Source organism: Streptomyces sp. GMY02, assembly GCF_019056675.1.
GTDB lineage: Bacteria > Actinomycetota > Actinomycetes > Streptomycetales > Streptomycetaceae > Streptomyces > Streptomyces odonnellii.
On sequence record NZ_CP077658.1, the window covers coordinates 1,696,908 to 1,711,351 of the forward strand.

Below are 14,444 nucleotides of genomic sequence, written 5' to 3' on the forward strand. Positions count from 1 at the left end.
CTGAATTTCCGTCAGAAGCCAGATAGGGAGCAGATCGGCATGGACGCCGAGCCTTGGTGTGATGATAAGATCCACGAGCTTGCCAAGCGGTGGTAAACCCGCTATGGCATAAAGGGAAAGTCAGCGCATCGGCCCAGAAATCCGCCACCCCGGGGAGAACTATGCCATCAGCCGGGCCTTTCAAGGCAGTCCGGCGGGCGAGTATGCGCGGCCGATCCCGTATGCCCGAGACCGCGAGTGCACTCGAACACTCCGTCCCGGCATTCAGTATCCGGTGCCCCAGTCGCCCGAAGAGAGCCTTATGACGCAATACTTCCAGGATCCAGCGCTTTGGGGTCTGATCGCCGCTGGAACCCCTGTCGCAGCTACCGCGATCATTCGCGGCAGAAAGTCGAATGCAGAGCTCAGGAAGGAAAAACAGGAACTCAAGGCACATTACGCCAATCTGGAAGAGCATTATTCCGAGGCCGTCGAAGAGGCCAAGGACCGCGCGGAAGAGGCGACCAAGACCGCCCTGAAGTCCGCGATGCGTACGCTCCAGGGTCTGGCGAGCGAGCAGCAGCTCGCGATCACCAAGCTGCAGGACAAGTACGGAGAGCTCCAGATTCTCCAGGACCTCCTCGACATCGACCACATGAATTCGCAGTTCGCCCGGCGTGCGCAGTCCATCGCCGTGCTCTGCGACGGATGGCTGGGCCGTCAGCGCGCCTCGGCGTCGCTCTATGACGTGGTCCGCAGCGCGAAGGGCCGTATCCGCCACTTCACGCGCGTCGAGATCCGGGCCCAGAGCAATTTCGCCATCGTCAGCCGCGCCGTCGAACCGGTCGCGCTCACGCTCGCCGAACTGCTGGACAACGCCACCAGTTACTCGGCGCCCGAGACGATGATCGAAATCAATATCCGGCCCGTGCCCAAGGGCGTCTGCATCATCGTCGACGACGCCGGCGTGGGCATGAACGAGGAAGAGAAGGCCAGGGCCGCCAAGCTCCTGTCGAGCGAACGCGCTCCCGGTGTCTCCGGACTGGGCAACCCGCCGCAGTTCGGATTCACGGTGATCGGCGTGCTCGCCGCCCGCTACGGCTTCACGGTCTCGGTCGATTCGACGTCTCCGTACGGTGGCGTGCGCGCGGTCGTGCTCCTTCCCGAAGAGCTCCTCACGTCCATGCCCGCGCCCGCGCCCGAGACCGAGGAGAAACCCGCTATGGCCGCGTCCTCCCCGATGCCTCCAGAAGAGACCCCGGCGGCGCCCGCGACCACATTCGGCGGACTTCCGAAGCGCCGTCGCCGCGGCGCGATATCCATCGTTCCGGCCGCCGAGACCGCGGAGGCCCCGGCTCGCTCCAGCGAGCAGGCCGCGTCCGTCATGGGCGCGTTCCAGCGGGGAACGCAGTCGGGCCGCCGTTCCACCAACGCAAGCAGCGAAGGGCCTGAGACTCAGTGAATTACGATCTGTCATGGATGCTTGACAGTGCCCTGGAAGTGCCGGAGGCGCGCCACGCGATCCTTGTCTCCGCGGACGGCCTGCTCATGGCCCGCTCGAACGATGTGGGCAAGGACCACGCCGACACCATCGCCGCCGCGATGAGCGGGATGCAGTCGCTGAGCCGTACGGTCGCCGACTTCTGCGGCAGGCCGCCGGGCGACCGGCCCCAGTGGCGCCAGACGCTGGTGGAGTTCGATCACGGCTTTGTCTTTCTCATCTCCGCCGGCGAAGGCGCCTATCTCGCCGTCTCGGCGTCGCCGGACGTGGACATGGCGGAGATCACCTTCCGGATGATGCAGCTCGTCGGCCAGCTCGGTAAATCCCTCACCAGCCCCCCTCGCGAGATTGCTGATACGAAGGCATGACAACTCCGGATGAGCCCGAGCTGGAACGAGAAACCGCACCCTTAGTGCGACCGTATGTCATCACCAACGGCCGCAGCCTGGTCGATGACCACGAGTTCTCTCTGATCACGCTGGTCACGGCGGCCGTAGACGGCCCCAGAACGGGACATCTCGATCCTGAGAAGCTCCGTCTTCTGGATCTGTGCGCCGGCGGCTATCTCTCGGTGGCCGAGATAGCCGGGCACACCAATCTGCCCGTGGGTGTCGTCAAAATCCTGCTGTCCGATCTCACGGAGGAGGGGTTCCTTATGACGCGGGCCCCCGTACCTCCCGCGAAGCTTGTCGAGCGGCACATACTCGAGGAGGTGCTGAATGGCCTTCAAGCCCGTTTTGGATAACGACGTCTATCTGCGCAATTCGGTGCAGACAGCGGCGAAGATCCTGGTCGTAGGGCACTTCGCCGTCGGCAAGACAACGTTCATCGGGACGATGTCGGAAATTCCGCCGCTGCGCACCGAAGAGGTCATGACGCAGGCCGGCGAGGGAGTGGATGATCTCCGGGGCACCCCCGGCAAGACCACCACGACCGTGGCCATGGACTTCGGCCGTCTCACCCTCAGTGAGAGACTCGTCCTCTATCTCTTCGGCACACCGGGACAGCAGCGCTTCGTCCAGGTGTGGGAAGACATGTCCCGGGGTGCTCTCGGGGCTTTGGTATTGGTGGACCCGCAGCGTCTCGAAGAGTCCTTCGCCGTGATGGACCTGGTCGAGCACTACGGAATCCCCTACGCCATCGCCGTCAACCGCTTCGAAGGCACACCAAGCCATACGGACGAAGAGATACGAGAGGCGCTCGACTTGCTCCCCGAGACTCCGCTCGTCAATTGTGACGCACGCGACCAGCGTTCGTCAGCGAATTCACTCATCGTCCTCATCCGTTATCTCCAGTCGCGCCTCAGCTAGGAGTTCGCCATGCAGTCCCACTCGGAAAACCAGGCGCCACCACCGGGCTGCCCTGCCCATAAGAGCGGCAAGAGCGTGCCCCTGCACGGGCCCGAATTCGCCGCCGATCCGCAGGCGTTCTACGAGTATCTGCGGCAGCACGGTCCCGCCGCACCGGTCGAACTGGCTCCGGGTGTGGAGGCCTCGCTCGTCACTGACTACGCGGCGGCCCTGCATGTCCTCCAGAACCCCGACACCTTCGCGCGCGACTCGCGCCGCTGGCGTGCCCTCAACGAGGGCGAGGTCCCGGCGGACAGTCCGATCCTGCCGATGATGGCCTACCGTCCGAACTGTCTGTTCTCCGACGGTGCCGACCATCTGAGGCTCCGTCAGGCGGTCACGGAGTCGCTGTCCAAGATAGACACGCACCGGCTGAGCCGGCACACCGACCGTGTCTCCGCGTATCTCATCGACCAGTTCAGCGGCCGCGGCAAGGCCGATCTGGTCAGTGACTACGCGCAGTTGGTGCCTCTGCTGGTCTTCAACGACCTCTTCGGCTGCCCCGCCGAGATCGGCGACCGGCTGGTCTTCGGCATCTCCAGTCTCTTCGACGGAGTGGACGCGGAGAAGGCGAACGAGGTCCTCACCGAGGCCCTGTTCGAGCTGGTCGCGCTGAAGCGCGCCAAGCCGGGCGAAGATGTCACCTCCTGGCTGATGCAGCATCAGGCGCGGCTGTCCGACGAGGAGATGATCCACCAGCTCGTCACCCTCATCGGTGCGGGCACCGAACCCACGCAGAACATCATCGCCAGCGCGCTGCGGCTGCTGCTGTCCGACGACAAGTACGCGGGGGGACAGCATGCGGCCGGTCTGCTGGTCGAGGACGCCATCAACGATGTGCTGTGGAACAGCCCGCCGATAGCCAACTACGCCGTGCACTACCCCATGTACGACGTGGACCTGTCGGGGAGCAAGCTGGACGCCGGCGATCCCGTGGTCATCAGCTTCGCCGCGGCCAACACCGACCCGAGCCTGTCCGTGAGCCGTCAGACGCTCAGCAAGCGGGCACATCTCGCGTGGGGCGCGGGTCCGCACGCCTGCCCGGCCAAGGACCCCGCCCTGCTGATCTCCGTCCTGGCGATCGAGAAGCTTCTCAACAGCCTGCCGGACATCGAGCTGGGCGTGTCCCCGGACAGTCTGTCCTGGCGGCCGGGTCCGATCCACCGCGCGCTCAACGCGCTGCCGGCCCGGTTCACTCCGGTACGCAGGGAGAAGCGTGCGTCGGCGCCGCAGCCGGCCGCGTCGCGCACCCTCGGGAACGCCCCCGCCCAGCCGCAGCAGCCGGCCGGGAAGGGTAGCTTCTGGAGCGGCTTCCTGTCCTGGTGGAAGGTGTGACATGCCCAACAATAGGGGACGATTTACCCTCGCATGAATGTTCAACCATAGGGGTAGACAGGGTTGGCGAATCTGATGTGATCTCTTGAAAGAAGGAGTCGCTGTGGAGCCATCCCTGGCCACCTCATCCGTTGACCGGCGCTCTGTGGTTTCGCTTTTCTCCCGCCTGCGTACATCGGGCGGACAATCAAATCCATTGCCTTACTACAAAGAGCTCAGGGCAATGGGGAATATCATGCCGGCGCCGTGGGGCGGGCACCTGGTGACCTCGTACAAGCTGTGTGACCAGGTGCTGAGGGGCAGGGCCTGGCAGGTGCCCGGCAACGAGTGGCGTACCCAGCAGAAGGACGCCGCACGCTGGAGTGCACCTGCTTCGCTCCAGATGGGGCGGACGATGCCCATGCTCAACCCGCCGCATCACACCCGGATGCGGCGGTCGGTGGGCAACATGTTCGACCGCAAGTCCCTCGACGCCATGCGGAGTTCGATCGACCGAATAACCGAGCGGCTCCTCGACCGGGTCAGGGAGGAGTTGCTCGACGGCGAGCCGGATTTCATGGAGCTGGTCTGCGAAGAATTGCCGGTGATAACCATCGGCGAATGGCTCGGACTGCCGGCCGCGGATTATCCGCTGTTGCGTGCGCTGACCCACGACCAGGTATTCACCCAGGAATTGTTCCCCTCCCCCAGTCAGCTCGCGCTGTCCGACGCCGCGACGCACCGGCTGCGGGAGTACTTCAGCGAGCTGATACGGGAGCGCCGCAGGGCCCCCGGGGACGACAAGGTCTCCGTCTGGCTGCGGACCTGGGACGAGCTGGAGCCCGACGACCGGGACGCCGCCGACGCGGCCGTCCACTCGCTGGCGCTCTTCGTGGTCCTGGCCGCGCTGGAGACCACCTCGCATCTGCTGGCCACCCTGGTGTGGCTGCTCCTGGAGCACCCCCTACAGCTCGACTGGGTGCGTACCCACCCCGAGCACATGCCGGGAGCGATCGAGGAGACCCTGCGCTACGACCCGCCGATCCATATGATCAGCCGGATCGCCGTGGAGGACACCACGCTGGCGGACATGCCCATTCAGCAGGGCGAGATGGTGCAGCTCATGGTAGGTGCCGCGCACCACGACCCGGACCAGCACACGGATCCCGACATCTTCGACATCCGGCGCAAGGCCACGCACCTCAGCTTCGGCGGTGGCATCCACTACTGTCTCGGGGCCCCGCTGGCCCGCCTTGAGGCGACATCGCTGCTGACCACGCTGCTCAGGCGGATGCCGAAGCTGCGTCTCGCGGACGGACCGTCCTACGCGCCCCGGGTGGCCTTCCGCCGCCTCAAGTCGTTCAGAGTGACGGCCTCCTGAAGGTCCGCTCCTGAAGGCTTTGACTGCTCGTCAGTGAACTGACGGTTCGTCAGCGCGAACAACCCCCCAATGGCAGCCCCGGCACGAGAACCAAGGAACAGCATGATGGAAGACTTCAAGGCTCTTCACGTCCTCCAGGAAGGGCCTGTCCTGAAGGTGCGGCTCAACAGTCCGGAGACGGGAAACGCCGTCTCCGGACCGCTTTTGGACGAGCTCCTCGCCGTACTCGACGGTGTTCACGACGACCCCGGCATCCGGTTACTGATTCTCTCGGGTGCCGGGGACGACTTCTGTCTGGGCGGTGACCGCGCCGAGTTCCCGTCCCTGCTGGGCGCGCATCCCGGCGGCGCCGGCCTGCACTCCCTGGGCAACAAGGCCCGGCGGATGTGCGACGCCCTCGCGAGCGTCCACGCGGTGACCGTCGCCCGGCTGCACGGCGGCGTGATCGGGGCCGGGCTGGGGCTCGCGGTCTTCTGCGACCTGCGGGTCGGGGCGGACAACTGCCGTTTCAGGATGCCCGAGCTGGGTCTCGGGGTGCCCCCGGCCTGGGGCGGTGTGCTGCCTCGGCTGCTGCACGAGGCGGGAGCCGCGAGGATACGTGAACTGATGCTGACGGCCGAGAACTTCGACGCCGCCAGAGCGGCCGAGCTGTCCATCCTGCACAAGGTCGTCCCGCAGGAAGAGCTGGACAGCACCGTCGAACGGTGGACCAAGCCGCTGCTCCGCAGATCGCCCGCGGCACTGCGGACCACGAAGGCGATGCTGAACGCGTACGCGGGGGCCAACCGCCTCGCCGACGCCACCTTCTTCGACGCGGAACTGCTGACATCGGCGGTGGCGGCCGCGGAGGCCGCACGGCAGCGGTAGACGGAGCGGGGGTCGGACGGAGCGAACGCGGGGGCAGACGGAGAGAACAGGATCGGACGAGGCAGGGCCTGACGGAACGGAAAAGGGACCCTCTGCGCCAATTGGCATTTACGGCCGGAATATTCAGGGGGCCTTTTCAGTCCGAAGTGCCCTCGAAATGCTCCCGCAGGAGTGACTGAATCACCCTCAGATCCCTTGCCTCCAGGGCATCCAGAAGTGCCGAGTGTTCCGCCGCGTCGGCCAGCAGATCGGCGCGGCGCACGGCCGGGGCGGTAACCAGAGGCCATTGGGCACGGCGGAGCAAATCGTCCGCGAACATGACCAGTTGCGCATTGCCGCACGGCGAAAGCAACGCTCGGTGGAAAGCGCGGTCGCACTCCGCGTACGCGGCGCGGTCCCCGGCCGCGGCGGCAGCGCTGGTCGCCTCCGCCAGCGGACGTAGCTCCGTCCAGCGCTCCGCGGGTACGGTACGGGCCAGCCGCAGCATCACGGGTACCTCGATGAGCGCACGCACCTCGGTCAGCTCCGCCAGCTCCTGCGTGCTGCGCTCGGTGACCCGGAAGCCGCGGTTGGGGACGACCTCGACCGCGCCTTCGAGCGCGAGCTGCTGCATGGCCTCGCGAACGGGGGTGGCGGACACACCGAAGCGGTCGCCGAGGGCGGGGGCCGAGTAGACCTCGCCGGGCGCCAGCTCGCCCCTGACCAGCGCGGACCGCAGGGCGCCGAGGATCTGCCCCCGCACGGAATGCCGCCGCACGCCCCGGGCCGGGGCGAGGGCCAGGTCGGGGGCCGGGTCGAGGGCCGGGGCCGGGCCGGGGGCCGGGGCCAGGTCGGGGGCCGGGCCGGAAGCCGGGGCCGGGCCGGAGGTCGAGGCCATTTCACCGGCCGGTGGCCTGCCCTGCCCGGGCACGCACTCCGAGCCCCGGGATCCGGTCGAGCCCTCGGATCCGGGTGCCGAGTCGGCTTCGGGTGCCGAACCGACTCGGGGTGCCGAGTCGGCTTCGGGACCGGTTTCCGGTTCGGTACGGGGCTCCGGTACGGGCGTGGAGCCGCCCTCGGAATCGGGCAGCGAGCCGGGGGCCCCGTCAGAGCCGACCACGGAACGAGACCCGGTGTCCGGGCCGGAACCGGACTCGGCGTCCGGGCCAGAGTCGGACCCGGCGTCCTGGGCGGTCTCGGAGCCGACACCGGGGACCGGCGCCGATTCGGCGCCCGTACCCCCCGCGGCCCCGGAACCGTACAGGCGCGGCGTCGCCGTTTCGCCCGTACCGCTGCGCCCGTCCACTCGTCCCGCCTCCGCCCGTTCCCACACCATTCGTCCGGTCTGGTGCCGGAGTCATGTGTGCACGATAGGCCGCCCCCGGCGCAGTTCAAACCCGACCACATCGGGTAAGGTAAGGCTTACCTGCAAACGATCCCGATTCGGTGGTCCCCTGCATGACCGTGCCCACTCTGCTGCCCGGCGTTCTCACCTGCCCCGTGGCGGACGCGTACGCCCGTATGACCGAGGTGTTTCCCTCGCTGAGCATCGATCTGCTCAGCGACGGTGCCCGGCCCCCGCTCGGTGGCGGCTGGGTGGGCGCGGCCGATCTCGCAGCGGGCGGTGCGGCCCTCGACACCTTCCTGGCCTGGGACGACGCGCAGGTCCGGCGCGACTACGGCAAGCCCGCGCGCCCCGATGTCATCGCGGGATTCGCCCTGCACCGCTACGCCTGGCCGGCCTGTCTGCTGATCACCGTGCCCTGGTTCCTGCACCGCCGGGTGCCCCGGGTCCCCGTCGGGAACGTCTTCTTCCAGCGCGCCCTCGGCCGGATGAGCGTCCGCGTCGAGGACTTCGCGTGCCTGCCGGACGACCCCGCGGCGGCGCTGCCCGGCGCCCGCGTCGTACCGGACGAAGAGGCCCTGCGCGCCGAGGTGCGCGCGGCCGCGGCCGAACACCTCGGCCCGGTCCTCGACGGCTTCGCCCCCGGATGCGACGCGGCAACAGAGCGCTGTGGGGCATGGCGACCGACGAGATCGTCGAGGGCCTGTGGTACGTGGCACACCTGCTGGGCGAGGAGCGGCGCGCCATGGCCGAGCTCGAACTGCTGCTGCCGGGCACGGCCGGGCCGTACGTCGGTACCGCCGCCTTCCGTGAACTGACCGGTCCCCAGGGCGAATCGCTGCCGACCCGCGACCGCGCGAGCTGCTGCCTGTTCTACACACTGCGCCCCGAGGACACATGTGTGACGTGTCCGCGTACGTGTGATGCCGACCGTGTCCGGAAGTTGAGCGCCGGGGCCTGACCCCGCGTCACCCGAGAAGCCAAGCCACCCGCTAGGGTGATATTAATCGAACGTGACCGCCGCCCGCCGTGCGGCAGTTCTGATTGATCACGCCCAACTGTGTGCCCCACCACCTCGTTGGCGTCTTCTTGCTCCAAAACCCCCAGAGCGGCACCGCTCTTGCGCCAATATGGCGCCCGAAAACGCCCTGCGATGCAAGGAACACCGCATGCAACTGACCGGCATATCGCTGAACTGGCTGCTTCCCGTCGGCGTGCTGATCGTCGGAGTCCTGGTGGCGGTGGCAGTGCTCGCGCGCGGTAAGCGCGCCGGTGACAAGGCCGCGGCCGAGGATTCATGGGAACGCAGTGAAGAACGCCGCAGAAGGAAGGAGACGATCTACGGCGCCGCCTCGTACGCACTTCTCTTCTGCTGTGCGGCAGTCGCCGCCGCCCTCTCGTTCAAAGGCCTGGTCGGCTTCGGCCAGGAAAACCTCAGCCTCAGTGGCGGCTGGGAGTATCTCGTCCCGTTCGGTCTCGACGGTGCCGCGATGTTCTGCTCGGTGCTCGCCGTGCGCGAGGCCAGCCACGGTGACGCGGCCCTCGGTTCGCGTCTGCTGGTGTGGACGTTCGCCGGTGCCGCCGCCTGGTTCAACTGGGTGCACGCGCCCCGGGGCCTCGGCCACGACGGCGCCCCGCACTTCTTCGCCGGCATGTCGCTCTCGGCCGCTGTCCTCTTCGACCGCGCGCTGAAGCAGACCCGCCGGGCGGCGCTGCGCGAGCAGGGGCTGGTCCCCCGCCCGCTGCCGCAGATCCGGATCGTACGGTGGCTCCGCGCGCCCCGCGAGACCTTCGCCGCTTGGTCGTTGATGCTGCTCGAAGGCGTACGGACGCTGGACGAGGCTGTCGACGAGGTGCGCGAGGACCGCCGTCAGAAGGAGCAGAACCGGCACCGCAGGCGCGAGCAGCAGAAGCTGGACCGCGCGCAGATCAAGGCGCTGAACCGGCAGCACCGGGCCTGGGGGCTCGGCCGCGGCGGCCGTCAGGTGCCCCTTCCGGTGGGGAGCGGCGGGTCGGGTTCCCCGGCAGCCGTCGAAGCCGCCGCGGAGCCTGCCATAGCAGAGCAGACTCAGCTACCACAGCGATCGCGGCTCTCCCTTCAGGCCGTCGGTTCCAAGGGCGGTGAGACCCGTACGGTGGATCTGACCGCTGAGGACGACACCCAGGCTCTGCCGAGGCTCGACTCCCTGGAGCGCAAACTCACGGACCTGGAGCGGCAGTTCGGCTGATCAGCCCGAGCGGGAGTTCGGCTGAGCCGCCTCAGCAGGCACAGCACCCGGACCGGTGTGACGGACAACCGTCGCGCCGGTCCGCTGTTGTGTGTGGCCGGGGGCGGTGTGGTCCGGGCCGGTGTGTGGCCGACGCGGTGTGTGGTCCGGGGTGGGTGTGTGGCCGAGGTGATGTGTGGCTGGGTGGTGTGTGCTGACGCCATGTGGGCGAACACCATGTGGCCGGACACCATGTGGGCTGACGCCATGTGGGCCGGGGCAGTGTGTTCCCCGGCTGCGCCGGCGCCCTGCGCCGCCTCGCTCTACGCCGCCTCGCCGTGCATCTCGAACCAGACCACCTTGCCCAGCGGTCTGGCCCGTACCCCCCAGTCGTCCGCCAGACTCCGCACCAGCGCCAGTCCTCGGCCGTTCGTCGCGTCCTCGGCCACCGGGGGCAGTGTCCCCGGCCTGGCCTGTGGCGCGGGGAGCGCGGCGACGAAGTCCCGTACCTCGACCCGCAGCCGGGAGTCCGCGACGGTCGCCGTGACCACGGCGCCCTGCTCCGTATGCACCAGCGCGTTGGTGACCAGCTCGCTCACCAGCAGTTCCGCCACCTCCGCGGAGTCCCGCTCCCGCCAGTGCCGCAGCATCTGCCGCAAGGCGTGGCGCACCTCCGGCACGGCCGCGAGATCGGCACCTCCCAGTCTGCGCAGTAGCCCTGTCATGGTCCTGTCCCCCCGCTGGTACCGGTGACGGCTGCTGTTCCCGAACGCCCGCTGTTGCCGAGTGCCTCCCCCTGAGCATTCCCCCACGCCGATCACAGCACTCATGACGGCATCCATGGCGTACGTCACCTACTCGCCACACTGGGTCGGAGGCACCCGGCCGAGGCGGACGCAGGACGTCGGCAGCGGGGTGCGTCGTGGCGTGCGACGGCCGGGCAGAAGTCGACTGCCCGTGCTTGCCCGTGGTTGCTCGTGCTCAGGAGTCGACTGCTACTGCTCCCAGACCGCCACCGCGGTGCGGTCGTCGGCGTACCCCTTGACCCTGAGCTGCACGTCCGCGAGGTACTCGGTCAGTCCGGGCGGGCCGCTACGGGCCCAGCGCGCGGACAGTTCCTCGGCGAGGGCGGGCTCACCGCGCAGCGGCTCCGCGAAGCCGCCGCTGCACAGCAGGAGCGTGTCGCCCGGCCTGGCGACCGAGGCCCGGAACCGGAACGGCTCGGACTGCGGCGGCAACGGCCCCTCTATATAGGGGGACGGGGGCTTGCTGATCGCCAGGTCCATGGTGAGCTGGTCCCGCCCCGGAGTCTCCGCGGACGGGGAGCCGAAGCCGACGACCGGGTCACCGGTGACGGCGTCGGGCTCGGGGAGGGCTGGTTCCAGGTCGTGCCACACCCCGTCCCTCAACCGGAAGAGACCACCGCCGCCGACCCCGAAGAACACCCGCGTCCGGCACTCCGGGTCGGCGGAGAGCAGCAGACAGCGCAGGCTCGCGGAGTACTCCTCGGGCTCCAGGGCCAGTTCGGCGGCGCGGGCGCGGAGCCTGCCGAAGCCGCGGTCCGTGAGCCGGTGCAGCCCTGATTTGAGATCACCCCTGCGACCAGCCCTTATGTCCTCGGAGAGCCGACTGTGGCTGCGCCCGACCGCGCCGCCGATCCAGTGACACACATCCGCCGCGGCCAAGTGCGCGCTCTCGGAGCCGCGGGCGCCACTCGCGACGGCCACGAGCACGAGCGCCTCGATACCGGTGCCGAACCGGGCGGTGAGCAGCGCGTCCCCGCGGGGCTCACCCCAGTGGCGGGCGGAGTCGCCTCGAACAGAGACGGCCCGCAGCGTGTACGTACCGTAGGACGCGCCGTCGAGGACCGTGTCGGGGACCAGTGCGTCCAGGTGCGCGGCGTCGGCGGCGGGCAGCGTGGCGGGCTCGGGGTGGTACTTCGGGGGCCGGTCGCCGAGATGGGTGACGACGGCGGGCCGGGCGGGGCTCGGGGGTACGGGTGGCGTCGGCGGTGCCGGGGGTGTGGGGGATGCTGGCGGTGTTGGGGGTACGGGAGGCGTCGGCGCCTGGGATGCCGGGGGTGTTGGGGGTACGGGGGGTGCTTGCGGGGTCGGCGGGGGTACGGCCGGGGCCGGTTCGGGCTCGGGGCGCGGCGGCTGACTCGTACCCCAGGCGGCTCCGGCGGAGGGGCTCGCGGGGGAGACCCGGCTGGGAGGGGCTTGGCTGGGAGGGGCCCGACTGGGAGGGGCGGCCCGACTGCCGGGGCAGCCATACGGTGTCGCCCATGGCGCCGGAGGTACTGGCTCCCGAGGTCTCGGGGCCAGAAGCGGCGGGCCGGGAGGCGGCAGGTCCGGGGGCGGTGGGCCCCGGAGCCGGTTCGGGGGCTGGTCCGGGGGCGGGCTTCGCACCGGTCTCCGGCATGCGCGGATCCGGGCGTTCAGGCCGCTCCGGCGACTCGGATCGTTCCGGTCGCTCCGGACTTTCCGCGCGGCGGGCGCTCGTACTGCCAGGCAGCGGCCTCGCGTCGCTGGGTGTGTACGGCGGTGCCGCCGGCTCGTCCGGCACCTGCTCCCACCAGGCCCGGGGCCGCTGCGCTTCGACCCCGTCGCTCCTGCGGCCGCCGTCGCGCCCCGCACGGCCGGGACCGTACGGATCCGGTGCGCTGGACGTACCGTACGGATCCGATGCGCTCGACGCTTCCGTCGGCCTACCGGCCGTACCCCGGCCGCCCGTACCTGCCGTCCCTGCCGTACCCACCGTGCCCGCCGCCGAGTCGAAGCGGTCGTCGAGCGTGTCCCCCGAAGGGGCGCCGGGACCGGTGTCGGGTGCGGAATCGTCGTACAACCGGTTCCACCAGTCGTCGCCTGCCGGCGTCTGCCCCTGCTGACTCATGCCCCTATCTTCGACCGCGCCGGGGGTGCGAAAACGGGGCATCCAGAAATATTCAAGTCCGCCGGACGGCCCCACCCCCCACGGGAAGGACGTCCGGCGGACATCACAGGTCCAGCGCGGGCCGGTGCGCGGACACAAGGCCCGCACACCTCACTGCCCCGAGCAAATCCGGGCCAACCGCACCCAAAGGGCATATGACCGGGGTCTGTTGCTGCTGTGATGGCGCCACCTTGGCAGAGTGCCGTACCGAACAGCGATGATGTGGCACGGCGGGTTTACGCCGTGGCCGGTATCCGCCACGGCGGCCATGACATGCGGTGGACCAGGGGTTGTGTCCGGGGCGAGGGTGTTTCCGGAGCGAGCTGTTTCCGGGTCGGGGTGTTTCCGGGTCGGGGTTGTGTCCGGGGAGGGGAGCAGGGGTGCTGGCAGCGATAGGTCTCGACGAGAGGCAGGAATCCGCGTATCGCGCGCTGGTGGCGATCGGCGCGGCGGAGGTCGCCGATCTGGCGCACCGGCTCGCGCTCCCCGAGCGGGACACCGAACAGGCCCTGCGCCGGCTGGAGCGGCAGGGCCTGGCGGCGCAGTCCTCGTCCCGTACCGGCCGATGGGTCGCGGCGCCGCCCGCCGTCGCGCTCGGCGCGCTGCTCACCCAGCACCGCCATGAGCTGGAACAGGCCGAACTGGCCGCCGTGCTGCTCGCCGAGGAGTACCGCGCCGAGGCCACCGAGCCCGCCGTGCACGATCTGGTCGAGGTGGTGACGGGAGCGAGCGCGGTGGCCCACCGGTTCCTGCAACTCCAGCTCGGCGCGACAGAGGAGGTCTGCGCACTGGTCACGGGAAAGCCCGTGGCCGTGACGGGCGTCGACAACAAGGCAGAAGAGCGTGCGGCGGCGCGCGGGGTCGCGTACCGGGTGGTGATCGAACGCGAGGTGCTCTCGCTCCCGGCCGGTATCACCGAACTCTCCGCGGCGCTCGGGCGCGACGAGCAGGTACGGGTCACCGAGCGGGTGCCGACGAAGCTGGTGGTCGCGGACCGCAGCCTGGCGATGGTGCCGCTGACCGGCCGTGGCGCGCGCGAGACGGACCCCGCGGTCCTGGTGGTGCACGCGAGCGGGCTGCTGGAGTCGCTGATGGGGCTGTTCGAGGCGGTGTGGCGCGACGCGCTGCCGCTACGGCTCGGCGCGGACGGCGCGGTGGCGGAGGGCGGTTCTCCCGCTCCGGACGCCACGGATCTGGAGATCCTGTCCCTGCTGCTGGCCGGGATGACCGATGCGAGCGTGGCGAAACAACTCGACCTGGGCCTGCGGACCGTACAACGTCGGGTGAAGGGCCTGATGGAACTGAGCGGGGTGACGACCAGGCTGCAGTTGGGCTGGCACGCGTACGAGAGGGGGTGGGTGGCGCGGGGGACGCGAACGTGAGGTGTGCCTACCGCACATGGGCACGGACCGCATGGGCACCCGCCACACACGCGCCCCATACATGCGCACCCCACATGTGTGCATCCCGCATGCACGTGCCCCATATGCGTGTGCCCCACACGACATGTGCGCCCCACGCGTGGGCACTCCATGTGGGCACGGCCGTACACACATGCCGCCGCCCCGCTGGCAGTCCCCACACATGTGCG

General features: G+C 69.3%; 11 protein-coding genes and 2 pseudogenes. 10 read left to right on the forward strand and 3 right to left on the reverse strand.

Annotated elements, in window-relative coordinates:
• Positions 1-301: 301 nt before the first annotated feature.
• The 7 genes from KQY30_RS07115 (at position 302) to KQY30_RS07145 (ending at position 6,391) form a co-directional block, all read left to right on the forward strand.
• Positions 302-1,441, forward strand: coding sequence for an ATP-binding protein (locus KQY30_RS07115; protein ID WP_046504889.1), 1,140 nt, complete (start codon positions 302-304; stop codon positions 1,439-1,441).
• Positions 1,438-1,848: a roadblock/LC7 domain-containing protein gene (locus KQY30_RS07120; protein WP_217306109.1), complete on the forward strand. Its 411-nt coding sequence runs from the start codon at positions 1,438-1,440 to the stop codon at positions 1,846-1,848. Before KQY30_RS07115 ends, KQY30_RS07120 begins: the two co-directional genes overlap by 4 nt.
• Complete coding sequence (locus KQY30_RS07125) at positions 1,845-2,225, forward strand: DUF742 domain-containing protein (protein ID WP_046504894.1); 381 nt, start codon at positions 1,845-1,847, stop codon at positions 2,223-2,225. Before KQY30_RS07120 ends, KQY30_RS07125 begins: the two co-directional genes overlap by 4 nt.
• Positions 2,200-2,790 carry an ATP/GTP-binding protein gene (locus KQY30_RS07130; protein ID WP_046504897.1) on the forward strand — a complete coding sequence of 197 codons (591 nt, stop codon included), beginning with the start codon at positions 2,200-2,202 and terminating at the stop codon, positions 2,788-2,790. Before KQY30_RS07125 ends, KQY30_RS07130 begins: the two co-directional genes overlap by 26 nt.
• A 9-nt stretch (positions 2,791-2,799) precedes the next feature.
• On the forward strand, positions 2,800-4,164 hold the full coding sequence (locus KQY30_RS07135) for a cytochrome P450 (RefSeq protein WP_217306110.1): 1,365 nt from the start codon (positions 2,800-2,802) through the stop codon (positions 4,162-4,164).
• 223 nt (positions 4,165-4,387) lie between these two features.
• The gene (locus KQY30_RS07140) at positions 4,388-5,524 is read left to right on the forward strand and encodes a cytochrome P450 (RefSeq protein ID WP_254406997.1); all 1,137 of its coding nucleotides are present in this window, start codon (positions 4,388-4,390) and stop codon (positions 5,522-5,524) included.
• 102 nt (positions 5,525-5,626) lie between these two features.
• Complete coding sequence (locus tag KQY30_RS07145; protein ID WP_217306112.1) at positions 5,627-6,391, forward strand: enoyl-CoA hydratase/isomerase family protein; 765 nt, start codon at positions 5,627-5,629, stop codon at positions 6,389-6,391.
• A 136-nt stretch (positions 6,392-6,527) separates the two neighbouring features.
• Here KQY30_RS07145 and KQY30_RS07150 read toward each other — a convergent pair.
• Positions 6,528-7,148: pseudogene (locus KQY30_RS07150) on the reverse strand (GntR family transcriptional regulator); the annotation flags it as partial.
• A gap of 680 nt (positions 7,149-7,828) precedes the next feature.
• Here KQY30_RS07150 and KQY30_RS07155 point away from each other — a divergent pair.
• Together KQY30_RS07155 and KQY30_RS07160 are read left to right on the forward strand one after the other, a co-directional pair.
• Positions 7,829-8,676 (forward strand): annotated as a pseudogene (locus KQY30_RS07155) ((2Fe-2S)-binding protein).
• Between the two features lie 208 nt (positions 8,677-8,884).
• Positions 8,885-9,943: a DUF2637 domain-containing protein gene (locus tag KQY30_RS07160; RefSeq protein WP_217306113.1), complete on the forward strand. Its 1,059-nt coding sequence runs from the start codon at positions 8,885-8,887 to the stop codon at positions 9,941-9,943.
• 302 nt (positions 9,944-10,245) lie between these two features.
• Here KQY30_RS07160 and KQY30_RS07165 read toward each other — a convergent pair whose 3' ends face one another.
• Complete coding sequence (locus tag KQY30_RS07165) at positions 10,246-10,647, reverse strand: ATP-binding protein (protein WP_217306114.1); 402 nt, start codon at positions 10,645-10,647, stop codon at positions 10,246-10,248.
• Positions 10,648-10,917: 270 nt separating this feature from the next.
• Complete coding sequence (locus tag KQY30_RS07170; protein WP_254406998.1) at positions 10,918-12,330, reverse strand: protein phosphatase 2C domain-containing protein; 1,413 nt, start codon at positions 12,328-12,330, stop codon at positions 10,918-10,920.
• A 903-nt stretch (positions 12,331-13,233) separates the two neighbouring features.
• On the opposite strand from KQY30_RS07170, the gene KQY30_RS07175 reads away from it, so the two are divergent.
• Positions 13,234-14,235 (forward strand): helix-turn-helix domain-containing protein, encoded by a 1,002-nt coding sequence (locus KQY30_RS07175; protein WP_217306115.1) that lies wholly within the window; start codon positions 13,234-13,236, stop codon positions 14,233-14,235.
• The last annotated feature ends 209 nt before the right edge of the window (positions 14,236-14,444 follow it).